At 61.6% G+C, this 16,794-nt stretch carries 16 protein-coding genes; 5 read left to right on the top strand and 11 right to left on the bottom strand.

Features of this window, described 5'->3' with window-relative positions:
- Positions 1-149 precede the first annotated feature (149 nt).
- Positions 150-947 carry an HAD family hydrolase gene (locus HMPREF2526_RS05015; RefSeq protein WP_246819858.1) on the bottom strand — a complete coding sequence of 266 codons (798 nt, stop codon included), beginning with the start codon at positions 945-947 and terminating at the stop codon, positions 150-152.
- 97 nt (positions 948-1,044) lie between these two features.
- On the opposite strand from HMPREF2526_RS05015, the gene HMPREF2526_RS05010 reads away from it, so the two are divergent.
- Positions 1,045-2,079 (top strand): enoyl-CoA hydratase/isomerase family protein, encoded by a 1,035-nt coding sequence (locus HMPREF2526_RS05010; protein ID WP_070546188.1) that lies wholly within the window; start codon positions 1,045-1,047, stop codon positions 2,077-2,079.
- 39 nt (positions 2,080-2,118) lie between these two features.
- Here HMPREF2526_RS05010 and HMPREF2526_RS05005 read toward each other — a convergent pair whose 3' ends face one another.
- The 3 genes from HMPREF2526_RS05005 to HMPREF2526_RS04995 are packed head-to-tail and all read right to left on the bottom strand — an operon-like array spanning position 2,119 to position 5,667.
- Entirely contained in the window at positions 2,119-3,279 is a 1,161-nt protein-coding gene (locus tag HMPREF2526_RS05005) for a DUF6882 domain-containing protein (protein ID WP_070546186.1), read from the bottom strand.
- Positions 3,280-3,291: 12 nt separating this feature from the next.
- A complete protein-coding gene (locus tag HMPREF2526_RS05000; protein ID WP_070546183.1) occupies positions 3,292-4,440 on the bottom strand; it encodes a glycosyltransferase family 4 protein in 1,149 nt (382 codons plus the stop codon).
- A gap of 6 nt (positions 4,441-4,446) precedes the next feature.
- Complete coding sequence (locus HMPREF2526_RS04995; RefSeq protein WP_049154246.1) at positions 4,447-5,667, bottom strand: NAD-dependent epimerase/dehydratase family protein; 1,221 nt, start codon at positions 5,665-5,667, stop codon at positions 4,447-4,449.
- A 195-nt stretch (positions 5,668-5,862) separates the two neighbouring features.
- Between HMPREF2526_RS04995 and HMPREF2526_RS04990 the strand changes: the two genes are divergently transcribed.
- The gene (locus tag HMPREF2526_RS04990; protein WP_046646929.1) at positions 5,863-6,519 is read left to right on the top strand and encodes a sulfite exporter TauE/SafE family protein; all 657 of its coding nucleotides are present in this window, start codon (positions 5,863-5,865) and stop codon (positions 6,517-6,519) included.
- A 109-nt stretch (positions 6,520-6,628) separates the two neighbouring features.
- Here HMPREF2526_RS04990 and HMPREF2526_RS04985 read toward each other — a convergent pair whose 3' ends face one another.
- Positions 6,629-7,174 carry a gamma carbonic anhydrase family protein gene (locus HMPREF2526_RS04985; RefSeq protein WP_049154248.1) on the bottom strand — a complete coding sequence of 182 codons (546 nt, stop codon included), beginning with the start codon at positions 7,172-7,174 and terminating at the stop codon, positions 6,629-6,631.
- Between the two features lie 6 nt (positions 7,175-7,180).
- A complete protein-coding gene (locus HMPREF2526_RS04980; RefSeq protein WP_070546181.1) occupies positions 7,181-7,588 on the bottom strand; it encodes a hypothetical protein in 408 nt (135 codons plus the stop codon).
- A gap of 35 nt (positions 7,589-7,623) precedes the next feature.
- On the opposite strand from HMPREF2526_RS04980, the gene HMPREF2526_RS04975 reads away from it, so the two are divergent.
- Positions 7,624-8,493, top strand: a complete 870-nt coding sequence (locus HMPREF2526_RS04975) for a patatin-like phospholipase family protein (RefSeq protein ID WP_049154251.1) — start codon at positions 7,624-7,626, stop codon at positions 8,491-8,493.
- A gap of 14 nt (positions 8,494-8,507) precedes the next feature.
- On the opposite strand, the gene HMPREF2526_RS04970 is transcribed toward HMPREF2526_RS04975, so the two are convergent.
- From HMPREF2526_RS04970 to pth, 3 genes are read right to left on the bottom strand one after another with little or no spacing between them, the layout of a single operon-like run.
- The gene (locus HMPREF2526_RS04970; protein ID WP_049154253.1) at positions 8,508-10,139 is read right to left on the bottom strand and encodes a peptide chain release factor 3; all 1,632 of its coding nucleotides are present in this window, start codon (positions 10,137-10,139) and stop codon (positions 8,508-8,510) included.
- Between the two features lie 24 nt (positions 10,140-10,163).
- On the bottom strand, positions 10,164-11,021 hold the full coding sequence (locus HMPREF2526_RS04965; protein ID WP_049154254.1) for an SDR family NAD(P)-dependent oxidoreductase: 858 nt from the start codon (positions 11,019-11,021) through the stop codon (positions 10,164-10,166).
- 41 nt (positions 11,022-11,062) lie between these two features.
- The gene (gene pth / locus HMPREF2526_RS04960; protein WP_049154256.1) at positions 11,063-11,743 is read right to left on the bottom strand and encodes an aminoacyl-tRNA hydrolase; all 681 of its coding nucleotides are present in this window, start codon (positions 11,741-11,743) and stop codon (positions 11,063-11,065) included.
- Positions 11,744-11,781: 38 nt separating this feature from the next.
- Between pth and HMPREF2526_RS04955 the strand changes: the two genes are divergently transcribed.
- Positions 11,782-12,765: a nitronate monooxygenase gene (locus HMPREF2526_RS04955; protein ID WP_070546179.1), complete on the top strand. Its 984-nt coding sequence runs from the start codon at positions 11,782-11,784 to the stop codon at positions 12,763-12,765.
- 64 nt (positions 12,766-12,829) lie between these two features.
- Positions 12,830-14,284, top strand: coding sequence for a glyceraldehyde-3-phosphate dehydrogenase (locus HMPREF2526_RS04950; RefSeq protein WP_070546177.1), 1,455 nt, complete (start codon positions 12,830-12,832; stop codon positions 14,282-14,284).
- Positions 14,285-14,461: 177 nt separating this feature from the next.
- Here the strand turns inward: HMPREF2526_RS04950 and HMPREF2526_RS04945 are convergent, their stop codons facing one another.
- Together HMPREF2526_RS04945 and HMPREF2526_RS04940 are read right to left on the bottom strand one after the other, a co-directional pair.
- Complete coding sequence (locus HMPREF2526_RS04945) at positions 14,462-15,994, bottom strand: ABC-2 family transporter permease (RefSeq protein ID WP_083295520.1); 1,533 nt, start codon at positions 15,992-15,994, stop codon at positions 14,462-14,464.
- On the bottom strand, positions 15,987-16,730 hold the full coding sequence (locus HMPREF2526_RS04940) for an ATP-binding cassette domain-containing protein (protein ID WP_070546175.1): 744 nt from the start codon (positions 16,728-16,730) through the stop codon (positions 15,987-15,989). Before HMPREF2526_RS04940 ends, HMPREF2526_RS04945 begins: the two co-directional genes overlap by 8 nt.
- Positions 16,731-16,794: the final 64 nt, after the last annotated feature.

Here is a 16,794-nt window from a genome sequence, read left to right as displayed (position 1 = left end):
GTCCGTGGCCCGACGAGGGACACGGGGCCCAGGGGATCGCAGGAACTTCTTCACTGAACACTCCACACGTAAGGGATCGGGGGTCTAGGGAACCGGGGTAATCCTACTCGGGTGGTGGCAGAGAATCGGGAAGGTTTCCTGGGAGCGTGTTAGGTGCGCAGAAGCTGGCGCAGCACCGTGCTCACACCATTGTCGGTATTGGCAGGCGCGATAATATCCGCTATTTCCTTCAGCTTCGGATGCGCGTTGTCCATGGCGATAGCCGTCCCAGCGGCGCGCAGCATTTCGAGGTCATTGAGGTAGTCACCGAAGGCCACGGTGGCGGTGATTGGAACGTTGGCAAGTTCAGCGAGCTTGAGCAAGGCTGTGCCTTTATCCACGCCGCGGGCCATGACATCGAGCCAGACCTTGCCCGATACCGCCACGTTGTCCTCCGGTACGGCACGACGAATCGGCTCGTAGAGGTGAGCCTCGGAACCGGATTCGCAGAAGATGGCGATCTTGATGATGTCGCTATTGGGGACGTCGTCCAAGTCGTCGACCCACGTGACCGCCTTGTAATACTTGGAAATCTCCGCGCGTGCTGCCTGCGTGACATCCCGCGCCACGTAGGCGGTCTCCGGAGAACATAGAACGACGGTGTGCGCCTCGCTGATGGCGGCTGCGGCCTCGCGCGCCGCGCGCACGGTTTCTTCCTGCAGCGGGAAGGTGGCGATGATCTCGCTGCCGCGCAAAATCACCGAGCCGTTCTCGGCAATGAATGTGCCACCCTTTGGGAACATGTCTTGTAGGGTGGCCAGCTGGCGTCCCGAGGCCGGAACCAGCTCGCAGCCGCGGGCAGTGGCGAGCTCCTCAAGCTCTGAAAAGTCTGCGGGCAGCTGACCGTGGGCATCGAGGAGGGTGCCGTCCATGTCAAGAGCAACAAGCTGTGGGGGCAAGAATTTCACACCAATCTGAAGGTTGGGTTTAGAAGTAGGGGTCGATGTTAAAACCAGCCTCAAAAACAGGTGGCTGAAACATGTGTGATATGGAACACTGGTGCGCATGACTACGACTGATCCAGTACTCGTTTCCGTCCGCAACCATACCGGAGTCCTCGAACTCAATCGGCCGAAGGCCCTGAACTCGTTGACCCCGGACATGATCGATATCATCCGCCGCTCCCTCGAAACGTGGGCGCAGGACGATGAGATTGAGCAGGTCCTGATTTACTCCAATAGCCCTAAGGCATTTTGCGCGGGCGGCGATGTGCGTCACGCGCGGGAGGGAATCGCGGAAGGCAAGCTGGAGGAGGTCGATGCCTTCTTCGCCAGCGAGTACCTCACTAACGGTGATATCGCAGAGTTCCCGAAGCCCTATATCGCCGTCATCGACGGTGTTGTCATGGGCGGTGGATTGGGCATTTCCCTGCACGGCTCGCACCGCGTGGTGACGGAAAAGGCCTTCGCCTCGATGCCGGAGATGAACATCGGCTATGTCACCGACGTCGGTGTGGCCTATGCGGCCCAGCGCATGGTGGGCACCCGCGGTATCGCCTCACCGGGCTTGGCCAAGTTCTGGGGTCTTAGTGGATACCGCATGTATGCCGCAGACATGTTGTGGACTGGCGTGGCAACCCACGTTGTCAAGGATGCACACGAGCTGATTGAGGCCGCCATTGAGCGCGGTATTGATGCCGCGCTGGAGGATCTCGCCCTGCCCGCACCCGAAGAGCCCGCCCCGCTGGAGCAGGTGGCCAAGGACCTGGAGGAGACGTTTGCCCTGCCAACGTGGGAGGAAATCTCCGCGGAGCTGGACAAGCGCCCGCTCATTGCCGGTGAGGTCCGCCGCCTTATGGCAGGGGCGTGCCCAGCTGCCATTATCGCGGCTAACGAGCTTTATGAGGCAGAGGCCGGTGTCGACGACATTCACGAGGCCCTCCTTTTGGAACTCAAGCTGGGCATGCACATGTACCGCCGTCCCGACTTTTCTGAGGGCGTGCGCGCGGTACTAGTGGACAAGACCCAGGACGCAGCGTTTAACCCGGCCACCACAGAGGAGGTTGACGTCGAGGAGTTCCGCGCCGTGCTGAACTCCTAACGCTCCCAGCCGCTCACGCACTCAGCGCTGTCCGAGCACTTATAGGGGGCGCGCCCGGTGGTAGGCAGCGCGCGCCCGCTGCTCGTCCACGCCTGCCGGCACCGCAACGTTGAGGGTGGCTTGCGTGGCCGCCGGAGTCGGTGCGGGGAGGTGGAACGCGGGGGCATCGGACAGCGCGAGGCCTTGGCGGCCGTCGGGAAGCTGCACTGGCAGCAAGGTCCACAGGCCCAGAACTGGCATGGCCAGCTGTGGCAAGCGTGCAGAGCGTGCCTCAGTGATGGACACGCGGGCCCGAATCAACTCGGGGATAGCCTGGTCATATCCGAAGCGGCGCAGGTTCGCCGCTGCTTGGGCGGACATGGAGCTGGACAGCTCATCTGCCCAGGCCCAGGTGAAGGCGTTCGTGGAGGCGTCGATCGTCGCGATGAGGTGCGCGGGCACCGTGAGCGAGCCGTAATCGGAGTTCACCACGGTCCGCGACGTAACAGGATCAAGGTCCGCCCACAGGTTGGGGAAGCGGGCCTCCAAGAAGAAGTTGTGCTCGGTGGCGAGGAAGTGGGCGTCGGCCAACACCTCGCGCGCGCTGAGCCCAACGCGGCCCGGGGCCTGGGGGAGAGCTACGATCCGGGAGCCGTGGAAAAGCGCGAGATTTTCCGCGTGGCTCTGCGGAATGCCCAGGTAGGAGGACAACTCGGCGGTGGCTAGGCGCTCGTCGACGCCACCGGCGACGTCCCCTGAGTGCTCAATTCCGGCCAGGATGCTCACCCGAGGATCCGGGTTAATCTCCGCGAAATCGACGGCGACCAATGCTTCGCCATCGCCCTGTGGGACGCGGACAACAGGCCGGTCGCCCACCAGCCGTCGTGCCAAGCCGCGCAGCAGGGCAGAGTCAGGTTGTGGCCCGTGGAATTCCGGCTGCGGTGCGTGCTCTGCCATGCCGGTGGCCCAGCGAAGCTCCCCGTTGTGGATGGTGGCAAGACGCAGTCCATCGAAATCATAGACCCCGGAATCAGTGCTAAAACGCACGACGGCGCGCTGATCCAGGTCTGGCTGCCCTTCCTCCGAGGCTGCTGATACGGAATCGGTGGGAATGAAATTCACCTCGACGTCGCGAACGACGCCTAGGCGTGAGGCAAACGTGGCGTCGATGCCGGCTTGGATAAAGGCGCCAGCGGAGTACAGGTTCTGGGCTGAATCCATGGGTCTCCTTGACTAGTTTGTATTCCTGCGGAAGGGGTGCTCGATGGCCTCCTCGTAGGCCTGAAGGAGGGCTTGGGTGGATTCTACCCAGGAATGTTTTTCAGCTTCGCGGCGGGCGGCCTGTCCCATCTGCGCCCGGCGGGAGGAATCACGCAGGAGGCCGAGAGCGGCGCTGGCCCACGCGGTGTCGTCAGCGTCGGGCTCGATGAGATGTCCTGTGACGCCTTCTTCGATAACGAAGGGGATGCCGCCGGCATTCGTGCCGATGACCGGAACCCCAGAGGCGAAGGACTCGAGAGCCACGAGTCCCAAGGTCTCTGTGGCGGAGGGGAAGAGGAAGACATCCCCCACGGCGAAGGCGGCGGCGAGCTCCTCGCCGGAGAGGTAGCCCGTGAATACGGTGTGCGCAGGATCGAAGTTGGACTTGAGCTCCTCCAAGGCGGGGCCATCGCCGACGATGGCCAGGCGGGCGTCGCTAAGCTGTGCCCTCACCAGTTCCATCACGTGATCGAGGCGTTCCAAGTCCTTCTCCTTGGAGACGCGGCCGATATAGGTCACCAACGGGGAATCCGGGTTACCGTCGGTCAGGCGCTCGCGCATCTGTTCCGTGGCGCGACTGGGGTGATAGGTCTGCGTATCAACAGCCTTGGGCCACAGCTGCACGTTGCGGATCCCCATCATCCGAGCCTTATCCACCATGGGGCCGGAGGTGCACAGGTTCACCGCAGCCTGGTTGTGCAGATACTTCAGCGCGGCTTCGGTCAGCGGCCTAGTCCACCCAATCCCCAGCGCTTCAACGTACTCGGGGACATTGGTGTGGAAGCTGGCTACCAGCGGTACGGCATCGCGCTGCGCGGCAAAGACGCCGAGGGCCGCGGTCCAAATGGGATTGACCGCGTGGATGACATCGGGATCGAAATCCCGGATTTCCTTGAAGAATTTCCACGAGGGCAAACCGAATTTAATCTCCGGGTAGACCCACAGCGACAAACTGGGGATGCGGGTGACCTCGAAGCCGGCATAGGTGTCAGGGGCCTTGCCTGTGGCAAAAATCCGCACCTCATGGCCCATCGCGGCCAGCTGGTCCAGCGTGCGCGTCAGGCGGGTGACCACGCCGTCGATCTTGGGCAGGAAGACCTCGGTAACGATAGCGATGCGCACGAAGGTTTAAGCCTCCGCAGCGTCCGCGCCGTTGGCCAAGGCTTCGGGAACACCAGCGTGCTGCTGGCGCGTCCACAGCGACTGGGCTGGAATCTTGGAGCGGTCAACACGGTCGGCGTACTTACGCGCGACTTCCTCCACCTCGTGGAGCAACCCCTCCGACAAAGTGGTCGGCTCCAGGCCGAGCTCGAGGAACGTGTCGTTGGTGACGTGGAGTTCATTCTCTGCGGATTCCTTGCGCGGGTTCGGCACATAAGCCACTTCCGCACCAGAGATCTTCGCCAGTAGTTCTGCCAGGTCACGCACGCGGTGGGTTTCGGTCATCTGGTTGATGATCTTGACGCGCTCCCCGCGTGCCGGCGGATTCTGCAGGGCTAGCTCGATGCAGCGCACCATGTCACGAATGTGAATAAAGGCGCGGGTCTGTCCGCCGGTGCCGTGGACGGTCAGCGGATAACCAATGCCGGCCTGAATGAGGAAGCGGTTGAGCACCGTTCCGTAGTCACCGTCATAATCAAAGCGGTTAATGAGGCGCTCGTCCTTCTGGGTCTGCTCAGTGTGCGTGCCCCAGATGATGCCCTGGTGTAGGTCGGTGATGCGCAGCTCATCATTCTTGGCGTAGTAGGCAAACAGGTGCTGGTCCAGGACCTTCGTCATGTGGTAGACCGAGCCCGGGTTGGAGGGGTAGAGGATTTGCTGCTTGACGACGCCATTCTCGCCCGCATCCACCTGCACATCCAGGTAGCCCTCCGGAATCTTCATACCGGCGGTGCCGTAGCCGTAGACACCCATGGTGCCCAAGTGGGCGACGTGGATATCTTGCTCAGATTCCACGATGGCGGCGAGCAAGTTGTGGGTGGCGTTGATGTTGTTATCCACCGTGTAGCGTTTGGTGCGCGAATTCTTCATGGAATAGGGGGCGGCGCGCTGCTCAGCGAAGTGCACCACCGCATCCGGGTGTTCGGTATTCAGGAACTCCAGCAAGCCGTCGTAGTCCTGGGCCACGTCGAGGTTACGGAAGCCGATGGTCTTGCCGGAAACCTCGGTCCACGCGGCCAGGCGATCCTCAATGGAGGCGATGGGTGTTAAGGATTCCGCGCCCAACTCCTCATCGATGGCGCGCCGGGAGAGGTTATCCACGATGATGACCTCGTGGCCTTGGTCGGAGAGATAAAGGGAAGCGGGCCAACCGCAGAAGCCGTCTCCGCCGAGAATCGCTACCTTCATTTTTTGTCTCTCCACTTCTTGGGTCGGGGTCAAAACGTGCTGTACCAGCAGGGGTCTAGTCTATGTTGACACGCGTAAGTTGGGGGTTCGTTACGTGGCACACTTTTTTCGAACATACCGTTTGCTCGCCTGCGTCGGGGGCGCGCGGGGTAAACAGTAGATGAATGTTCTCTAAGAGCCTGTAGACTAGCCCGCATGCTTGAAGCCGTGCTGAATGCCTTCGCCGATTCCGTCAACGCGCTTCTCATCGGAATCCTGGTGGCCATCGGCATCATGCTTCCGCGGGGGAGCTACCGCAAGATCGCGGCCCTCGTCATCGTCGGTGACTGGTTCGGCGTGCTCACCGCCGCTGCTGTGGTGATGTTCGTCTTCGTCGGTATCCAGGACAAGGTGGCCGCCGCGCTGGAATCACCGCTGCTTGGTTGGGGTCTGGTGGTCATCGGCCTGGGGCTGGGCCTTCTGGCCTGGCGCTCCAAGGGCGAACCCAATGACATGGTGCAGAAACTCCTCGGCCCACTGCGCACGCCCTCGGCCAAGACTGTCGCGGTGGGCTATGCCATGGGTGTTATCCAGTCCTTGACCTCCGTACCCTTTTTCTATGGGCTGATGCACCTTGCTGCCGGGGATTTCAGCAACACCGTTAAATACGGAGGCCTTTTCTTCTATGCCACCTTCGCGCTCTCGCTGCCCACGGTGTGCGGGCTTTTCATCGCGCTTGTGCGGGCGAAGCCAGACTCCTGGGCTGGTCGCGCCTTCGCGTGGGCGCGGGAAAACTCTGCAGCAGTGGCACTATGGAGCGGCTACGGAGTGGCCGCCTTCCTGGTGGTGATGGGTCTCGTTGCTCTTCTATAACGAGCCGGCTGGTGGGCAAGAGTTCAAAAGTGAACTGCCCTAGTTGCCAAAGTTCTGGTCAGTTTTTGCGGCGGGCTCGGGAGTTTTGTCAACAACGGCAGTTGCGGTGCTAGTCGTAGAGGACTTCGTCGAGGGGGAGGGCGTCGCCAAGCGGCGCCTGATTCTTAGCAATGTCGACGTAGCGCGCGGCGTGCGGGATGAAGGCGGCCGATTCCTCAGGGCTCAACTCACGCCGCACCTTGGCGGGCACCCCGGCGGCCAAGGCACCGGCGGGAATGTTTTGGCCCTCGAGCACCACCGCGCCGGCGGCGATGAGAGAGCCTGTGCCCACGGTGGAGCCGGAAAGCAAAGAAGACTTCATTCCAACCAGCGTGCCCGCGCCCACGTGCGTGCCGTGGAGCATGGCCATGTGGCCCACGGTGACGTCATCCTCCAGCACACACGGCGCAGTGGTTTCGACGTGGATGACGCAGTTGTCCTGGATATTGACGCGGGCGCCAAGGCGAATGGCACCAACATCCCCGCGCAGCACGCTGCCATAGAACACGGAAGAATCTGGCCCGATGGTGACGTCACCGATGATGGTGGCATTCGGTGCTATCCAGGCGCTGCGGTGGATGCGGGGTGTGTGCCCTTGGAAGGGGAGGATGAGCATGGCGGACTAGCTTTCTTCAGGGGTGGGTTCGACGGACACAGCGAGTGACTCGGAAATTTCATAATCGCCGGGCTCGGCGTTGAGTTGGGACAGCGTCTCTCTTTCTGCAAGCGACAACGGGATGGCCCATCCCTTCTTGGGGTCGTGGACGGGACGCTGCTCCTTAGTCGTGGGGGAGAGATGCACCGTGGTCTGAGGGCCACGCAACTGCGCGGGCTCACCGGAACGCGCCACCTCACTGAGTATTTGTGCGCCGGCTGGGGAGGTGACCAGGATGATGAGGCCGCCGGCCGTGTGGACGGAGAGGTGGTCTACAGAGACCTCGACGGCGTGGGGATCCGGGGAGGCCAAACGGACAGTGTTGGAGCCGCCAAGCTTGTCGACGACATTCTTAACCGCAGAAAACAATCCCATGGCGCGATCCTAGCGCGGGGGTACCATCGGGCACTGTGATTGACGCGAAAGATACAGCACTCGTCATTGAAGGCGGCGGCATGCGCAATTCCTATACCGCCGCGTGCATCGTCAAGCTCCTAAAGGAGGAGGTGGAATTTGGCTGGGTTGGAGGTGTTTCCGCGGGCTCTTCACACACCGTGAACTTCCTCTCCCGCGACGTGAGCCGCTCGGAAGAATCCTTCGTGGATTTTGCCAAGAACCCCAGCTTCGGTGGCCTGGGTTCGCTGCTGCGCGGTAGCGGCTACTTCAATGCGGAGTTCATCTATGAGAAGGCCGCCGATCAGGACATGCCCTTTGACTGGGAAGCATTTCAGGCCAACCCGGCGCAGATGTGTATTTCCGCCGCGCGCGCCGATACCGGGGAGAGCGTGTACTGGGGGCGCAATGACATAAAGACACAAGAGGACCTGATGGTGCGCGTTCGCGCGTCTTCGACGTTGCCGCTGATCATGCCGATGCGTGTTATCGATGGCGCACCGTACGTCGACGGTGCGATGGGGGAATCCGGTGGCATCCTCATCGAGCAGGCGGAGAAGGCCGGCTTTGAAAAGTTCTTGTTCCTTGGCTCGAAACCGCGTGGCTACGTGCGGCCTGAGGTAGGGCGGCCCGCGGCGCTGCGACGAATCTTCCGAAAGTACCCTGCCGTGGCGGAGTCAATGATTGCCCGGCCGCCCCGGTACAACGCCTCCAAGGAGCGGCTTCTGGAGCTGGAAAAGGAGGGGCGTGCACAGCTTTTCTTCCCAGAGGATATGCAGGTGGCTTCGACCGAGCGCTCGGTGACTAAGCTGCGCGCGAACTATGAAGCCGGGCGCGCGCAGACCTATGCGGAATGGCCGGCGTGGAAGGAATTCCTCAGCAGTTAAGGGAAACGCTGTGCCTAATCCGCCACGAGGGTTTCGATGGTGAGCTCCGGGTGCTCCTTCTCAATGAAGGCCAGCTTCCACTTATCACCAAAGAGCGCGATGAGCTCGCCGTCGGTGCGGGTGAAGATCTCCACGCCGCGCTGGCGGCCCAACTCGGGCGCGGATTCGGCGTCGGTGCGGCGCGCCACGGAGTAGGGGATGGGCTCGGTGATGGTCTCCACGTTGTACTCGACCTCCATGCGAGCCTGCATGACCTCGAACTGCATGGGGCCCACCGCGGCCATGACTGGGGCGGCATCGCCACGCGTATCGTTGCGCAGAATCTGGACCACGCCCTCCGCAGCCAGCTGGTCCAAGCCCTTGCGGAATGCCTTGTAATCACCCAAAGACTTCGCGCGTAGGATGCGGAAGGACTCCGGCGCGAACTGCGGCATGGGCTTGAACTGTACCTTCTTGCCTGTGTAAATCGTGTCACCGGGAGCCAAGGAACCGGCGTTGACCAAGCCCACGATGTCACCCGGGTAAGCCGTGTCCACGGTGTCACGCGTGCGGCCGAAGACCGTCAGCGCATACTTGGTGGAGAAGCTGCGGCCGGATTGGGCGTGGTTGACCTGCATGCCGCGCTCAAACTCACCGGAGACCACGCGCATAAAGGCCAAGTTATCGCGGTGCTTGCGGTCCATGCCCGCCTGCACCTTGAAGATGACGCCCGCAAAGTCGTCAGTAACCTCACGTACCTCGTCGATGGCGGAGGTGGCCGCTTCAATGGCCTGCGGATCCGAATCGCGGGAGCGCGGAGCCGGGGCGATGGCGCACAGGGTATCCAGAATCTGGTGCACGCCGAAGTTCAGCATCGCGGAGGCGAAGATGAGCGGGGAGGTCACGCATTGCTCGAAGAGTTCCTGGTCGTGCAGGGCGCCGTCCGCAGCCAGCAGCTCTGCCTCCTCCACGGCTGTTTCCCAGGCGTCCTCTTCCTTCGCGGCGGCTTCCTCAGGCGCGTAGTGCTCCTCCGGGGCGATGGTGGAACCACCGGCGGTGCGCAGGAAGTGCACGTACTCATCGGCCTCGCCGTCATCGTTGATGTGGGCCAAGCCGCGGAAGTCGCCGGCGATACCCACCGGCCAGTACAGTGGGGTGGGCTGCAGCTGGATTTCGTTGACGATTTCGTCGACAAGCTCCAGCGGCTCACGGCCCACGCGGTCCCACTTGTTGATCACCGTGATGATCGGCAGGCCGCGGGCCTTGCACACGCGGAAGAGCTTGAGGGTCTGGGGCTCGAGGCCCTTGGCGGCGTCGATAAGCATCACGGCAGCATCCACCGCCGTGAGCACGCGGTAGGTATCCTCCGAAAAGTCCGCGTGGCCCGGGGTATCCACCAGGTTGATCATGTAGGGCTCGCCCTCGTGGCCCTCGGGCGCGTACTCGAACTGCAGCGCGGAGGAGGCCACGGAAATACCGCGTTCCTTCTCCATCTCCATCCAGTCAGAAACCGTGGACTTGCGGTTGCCCTTGCCGTGCACCGCGCCGGCCTCGTTGATGACGTGCGCGTGGAGCGCCAGCGCCTCCGTCAGCGTGGACTTACCAGCATCCGGGTGGGCGATGACTGCGAATGTGCGGCGGCGGGAAGCTTCGGAGGCAATACTCATGCGGGCTAGTTTAGCCGCTGCCTGCTACCACTCCACATTGAGCTGGCGGCCCAGATCATCAAAGATGCGCCGGGCCACGGAGAGCTTCTTCGCAATCGGCCGCTGCAGGCCTGGCTTGCGCTTCTGGTTGTAATACTCGCCGGAGTCGAAATGGATGCCCGGTGTGCCGCTGAGGAAGTAGGCCAAGTTCTCCCCACCCTTGTCCGCCTTGCCCAAGACGTATTGAGCCGCAGTGGTCGAATAGAGCTTGCTCGTCCTGCTCGTTGAGTTATGCCCGAAACCAGTATTCAATATCCCCGGGTGGAAGGCCACGGAGGTCAGCCCGTGGGAGGCGAGGTAGCGGGTCAGCAGGATATCGCCCAACTTGGCGTTGCCATAGGCGCGCTCCGCCGTGAATTTTTCAAAAGTATTCGGGTCACCGGGGTCGAAAGAGGAATACAGCATGTTGGCCAACGAGGCGGTCTGCACCACGGTGGCATTGCTGGCCCGCAGCGTATCGCGCAGCAAGGAGGTCAGAAGAAAAGGCGCCACAACGTTGATCTGCCACGTGCGCTCGAAACCATCGGCGGTGGCGAAGGGGCCGTCGAACATGCCGCCGGCGTTATTGCCCAAGGCGTCGATCCGCGGGTATTGGCTCAGCTCCTCGGCGAGGCGGCGCACCTGGCCCAAAGACTCATAATCGGCCACATGAAAGTCGGCGCCGATCTCCTCAGCCACAGCCTGCGTCTTCTCCGGGTTGCGGCCCACGAGCACGAGCGAATCCTGCGGGCGGCGCTGGTGAAGGATACGGGCAGCGGCCGCGCCCACGCCGTCAGAGGCTCCGGTGATGACGATAGTTTTCGGGTCGTTATTCAATGGCAGGCTCTGGCTCGTGCGGCTCATACTTGGACAGTGTAGGACGTTGAGCGTGGTCGCGCCGGGGGTTATTTCGTCCGGGAATGGATTTCCTGCTGGGCCTTGTTGAGACCCTCAGCCACGATGAGACGTGCGGCCTCGGCGGCGGTGGCGATGGTGGAATCGAGCTCAGCGCTGGCGTCGACAGGCGCGAGCACCCAATCCGGGATGGAACCACCCTTGGGTGGGCGCCCGATACCGATGCGCACGCGCAGGTAATCGCGCGTGCCCAAGCGCTCGCTCAGTGACTTAAGGCCGTTGTGGCCGTTTTCGTTGCCGCCCTTCTTAATACGCACCTTGCCGGCGGGCAGGTCGAGCTCATCGTGGATGACGATGATGTTCTCTGCCGCAACGCCCAGCAGCGTGGCCAACGGGGCGATGGGATCGCCAGAGAGGTTCATGTAGGTGTGTGAGCGCAGCGCTACGACCTTCGTGCCCCCAAGCTCGAGCTGTGCCGCGCTGAGTTGGTGTCCGGTGACAGGCTCGAGCATGTCACCAGATTCGGCGAGGAGATCATCCACGGCCATGTACCCCACATTGTGGCGGGTCGCGGCGTATTTCGCGCCGGGATTACCCAAACCCACGATGAGCCACTCGGCGCTTAAATCCGAGGGGTTAAGTCCGGAGGCGGCGGCCTTCTGTGTTTTCTTATTCGGTGCTTCGCCGGCGCGGCCAAAGAGGCGGGTGAAAAAGTCACGGATGGCAGACACAACTACTTCCTTGATGGTTTTCTTTAGGCTGGGTAACCATGAGTCAACTTCTTGAGACTATCACTTGCCCTGTCCTACCTGCTCCGATGGCGGGCGGGCCCACCACGCCTGAACTAGTGGCCGCCGCCGACGCCGCCGGTTCCTTCAGCGCGCTGGGGCTGGGAACCTGCTCCGTCGACGCCGCGCGGGAGGCCATCGCTGCGTGTGCCGGTACGCGCTTCGGGGTCAATATCTTTCACCCGCAGCGCGCGCTGACCGAAACGGAACTCGCGGCTGCACGGTCCCTCGCCGCGGAAGAAGGCGCCGTGCTTGGCGACGTCTCTCTCAACTTCGGCTGGCAGGACAAGCTCGAAGCCGCGCTGGAGGGTGGGGCAGCAGTGCTCTGGTCGATGTTCGGCGTCTTTAGCGAGGACGAGGTCGCGCGCATCCATGACGCTGGGGCAGAGGCGTGGACCACGGTCACCAACCCCGAGGAGGCGCAGGCCGCGGCCGCCCGCGGCATCGATGTGTTGTGCGTGCAGGGCCCTGAAGCTGGCGGGCACCGTGGTGTGTGGGACCCGAGTGCGGAACCCGATCAGCGCCCTCTCGAGGAACTCGTCGCGGCGGTCCACCAGGTCACGGACCTTCCGCTCATTGCCGCGGGTGGTCTGCGCACGGCGGAAGATGTTGCCACGGCCCTGGCCTGGCCGGGGGTAAAAGCAGTCAGCTGTGGTTCCGCCTTCCTGCTGTCCGAGGAGGCGGGAACGAGTGAACACAACCGTGGCCTTCTGCGTCGCGGTGGCCAGACGGTGTCCACCCGCGCGTTCTCTGGGCGCTACGCCCGCGGGCTGGAGACCGCCTACACGCGGGCACACCCGGACCTGCCTTTGGTCTACCCCTACCTCAACGCGCTACTGAAACCTCGTCGCGCCCAGCTTGACGCGGACGTGGACTATTGCCTCGTAGGTGTCGATGTAATGAAACTTGGCGGGGGTAGTGTGGCGGAGATCCTCGCTCAACTACACCCAAACGGGCATGAATAACGGTTAATATTTACGGATGGACAGAGTTTTACACCCTTTTTGACGAGTAAAGGATACAAAGCACGTGACTTCGAACGCGCACATTGGGCACGAGGATTGGAACGAGCGCCTGGAGCTGGCCCAAGAGATGATCCCGCTCATCCACCAGCTGCACCGCAACAATAACGTTGTCACCTCTATCTACGGCCGCCTGCTCATCGGCGTGACCGACATCGACATCATCAAGGCGCACCGCTACGCCCGCCGCATTGCTGAGCGCGAGCTTTCCACCGCAGAGACCCTGCCGATTGTGAAGGAACTGTGCTCGATGAACCTGGGCACCGCTTCCATTGACCTTGGCCGCCTGGCTACCGGCTTCGAAGAGTCCGGCTCCGATAACCTGCGCAACTACCTCGAGGAGACCCTCGTGGATCTCGTCGGCGCCGGTGTGGATAAGGAGTCCACCGACGTCGTTCTCTACGGCTTCGGTCGCATCGGCCGCCTCTTGGCTCGCATCCTCATCGCCCGCGAGGCTGCCTACGGCGGCGTGCGCCTGCGCGCTATCGTCGTGCGCAAGAAGGGTGACATTGACATCTTCAAGCGCGCCTCCCTCCTGCGCCGTGACTCCGTCCACGGTGCCTTCAATGGCACCATCGCTGTTGACGAGGAGAACGAGGTCATCTGGGCCAACGGCACCAAGATTCAGATGATTTATGCCAATGACCCGGCGGACATTGACTACACCAAGTACGGCATCGACAACGCCATCGTCGTCGACAACACCGGTGTGTGGCGCGACCGTGAGGGACTGTCCCAGCACCTGCAGTCCAAGGGTGTGGCTCGCGTGCTGCTCACCGCTCCGGGCAAGGGCGATCTGAAGAACATTGTCTACGGCATCAACCACGGCGACATCGAGGACTCCGACCAGATCCTCTCCGCCGCATCCTGCACCACCAACGGCATCACCCCGGTGCTCAAGGTCATCAACGACCGCTACGGCGTGGTTCATGGCCATGTGGAGACCGCACACTCCTTCACCAACGACCAGAACCTCATCGATAACTTCCACAAGGGTGACCGCCGCGGTCGCGCAGCTGGCCTGAACATGGTGCTCACGGAAACCGGTGCAGCCAAGGCCGTGTCCAAGGCTCTGCCGGAGTTCGAGGGCAAGCTCACCGGTAACGCCATCCGCGTTCCCACCCCGGACGTGTCCATGGCTGTGCTCAACCTCGAGCTGGAGAAGGAAGCTGACCGCGACGAGGTCAATGACTTCCTGCGCAACGTGTCCCTGCACTCTGACTTGCGCCAGCAGATCTCCTACATCGCTTCTCCGGAAGTTGTGTCCTCTGACTTCGTTGGTTCCACCCACGCCGGTGTGGTCGATGGTCTCGCCACCATCTCCTCCGGCAAGCACCTCGTGCTTTACGTGTGGTACGACAATGAGTTCGGCTACTCCAACCAGGTCATCCGCATCGTCGAGGACATGGCCGGTGCCCGCCCGGTGGTCTACCCGAAGCGCGTTGACGTCTCTGAACTCTAAGAGCTAGAACAAGAACACCGCCCGCGCTGCATGGCGCGGGCGGTGTTGCTGTTTTGAGGGCCTGCTCTGGTTTGCGACCTAGCTTTGCCAGGATGTTTCAAACACGCAACTGCCCGATTTGCCAAAAGTAGGGGCTGAGATTGAAAAATCCGGGCGACTTTCGTCAGATTGGTCGGTTTAGCGGGAAGATAGCGCTCGAGTATGGAGTAAATGCCGTGCGCGCAATGTTGCAGCCACACCGAGCACTGCGGCCAACATCACAGCGACGGCATAGCGCAAAGGTGAGTGCGCAACCAAAGGCCAGGCGGGGAAGGCAAGGATCCATAGGCCGGTTTCTGCCAAGACATCGCCGCCTAACGTGATGGAGACGATCGTCCCTACGATTGTGAGGGCGATAGCACTCACGATGCCGAGGCGAATCACCAGTATGAGTGATACGGCCGCGATGACAAAGCCCACCCCAACCGCCAGGGGGAAAGCCAGAAGCTGGGCAGCGATATCGCCACCTGCGAGTGCACTGGTCAGGCATGCGGCAGCGCAAACCGCCACGATGACGGACAAAAACCACATGAGGATTCCGGATGTGCCGAACCGTGTTTCCATATACACCAGCGGCCACGAATCTGACATGCGCGGCCATACGAGGACAGGCAAAATACCTGCGCCGACCGGCAGCAGAAAGAAGTAAAAGAAACCTTCGACGTAGTTAGCGGGATAGAGCAGGGCGACAAAGCCTAGCGCCAGAATGCTGAGCATCAGGCAAGAGAACACCGCTGGGCTAAAAGCTGCACGGTGGAGTCCTAGCAGCGTAGACCACAGCGAGGACTGTGCCGCCGCACGTGGGTGGTTCGTAGGCTGCCATACTTGGGCTTTTTCCACGGTGGTATCAGCCACGTCGGCGTCAGCCTGGGCTTTTGTAGAACGCGTGAAACGGTGTCGCAGCGAGAACATTGGCTGGTATCGTCGCGGCGTGTAGACTGCGGCTAATGCTCCGAGCACGGCGAGGATGACGCACAATATGAAAGCCGGTAGTGGACTGCTGCTTAGAAGTGGGTCGTGTGGTTCAAGAGGCACCGAGTTCTGGTGAATACGCAATGCGCGTAAAAGCAGTCGTTGCGGCCATGCTGGGGGAAAGGCCCACCACTTGCCTGATTCAACAGTGCTCGGAAGGATGCTGAGCATTTGCCACAAGGCCGCAGCAACCAGTGTAAAGGCGAAGCCCAGTCGGCGGGCACAGGCAGCGGAAAGCCCGGCAATGCCAAGTGCACCAAGGAAAGAATAAAGCCCGGCGACGAGGATAAGCTCGTGGTTCTCGCGCCCCTGGATGGCGACAGCGAGCCAGGAACCACCAAAGTTCAGCATGTGGAAGAGCGCAATGCTGGCAATGACGCCGAGAAGCCGGACAGCGTTCTCCCGACGCGGGTTGAGGTTTCTCCACTGCGTCCCGCCGCTGCGGGTAACGGCCTCACGGTGTTCTGGGACCGCAGCGAATAGCGCAACAAGTGGGGCGTACATGCCGGTAACAAATAAGGATTGCCAAGCCAAGACGCCTGTGGCATCACTGTGCACCGATGCCATAGATGAAAAGATCACCGTCATGATGACCAGCGGTAGAGCAAGTAAAGGCAACCACTGTAAGGTGCTTCCACGGCTGCGCAGTAGTTCTGCTGAAAGGTAACTCGGGCGAGGATCAGTAGTGTGCTTAGGCACGTGACTCTCCTCCCCGGTTGGTAGGCGCTTGGGAGGGGTGGCCAGGTGAGGTAAGTCGGAAGAATTCCTCCTCCAACTGACCACGTGGAGCTAGCTCGTGCAGGGAACCGGAATAGCGAATCGTGCCCTCGGCCAAGACGGTGATGCCATGGGCAAGGTGCAGGACCTCTCCAAGTTGGTGGGAGCTGACGATAACGGTGTGCCCAGCTGCGGCTAGTTGTTGTAGTAGCTCTCGCAATTCCTTGATGCCTTGGGGATCGAGGCCATTCTGGGGCTCATCAAGAACAAGTACCTCTGGATCGCCGAGGAGAGCTTGTGCTAACGCCAGGCGGGCCTTCATACCAGTGGAAAAGGATTTCGCCTTCTTGGAGCCAACGCCGTTGAGCCCAGCGATGGAGAGAACCCGGTCAATCTCGGAATCAGGAAGGCCCAGAAGTCGAGCGTGAACGCGAAGATTCGCCGAGGCAGAAAGATGGCCATAAAAGGCTGGCCCGTTCACTGAGGCACCAATGCGGCGAAGCACATTGCGGTTCCAAGGTTGGCCCGCCACGTTGATGGAGCCTGAGTCAGGCGGCAGGAGACCTAAGAGGATGGAAAAGAGCGTCGATTTTCCTGCCCCGTTGCGCCCGAGGAGCGCATGCACGCGGCCCGGGGAGATGCGGAAGGAAACATCATCGAGGACTCGTTGCCGACCAAAAGACTTCGAGATGTGCTCAAAAGAGATATCGCAATTCATAAAATGCAGTATCGCCGGGGCTCATCATAAAGGAATCCGCCTGCATGATGGTCTTCAGCGAGCA

This window comes from Corynebacterium sp. HMSC070E08 (genome assembly GCF_001808895.1).
Taxonomy (GTDB): domain Bacteria; phylum Actinomycetota; class Actinomycetes; order Mycobacteriales; family Mycobacteriaceae; genus Corynebacterium; species Corynebacterium hiratae.
This window is presented reverse-complemented; position numbering and strand designations above follow the sequence as displayed.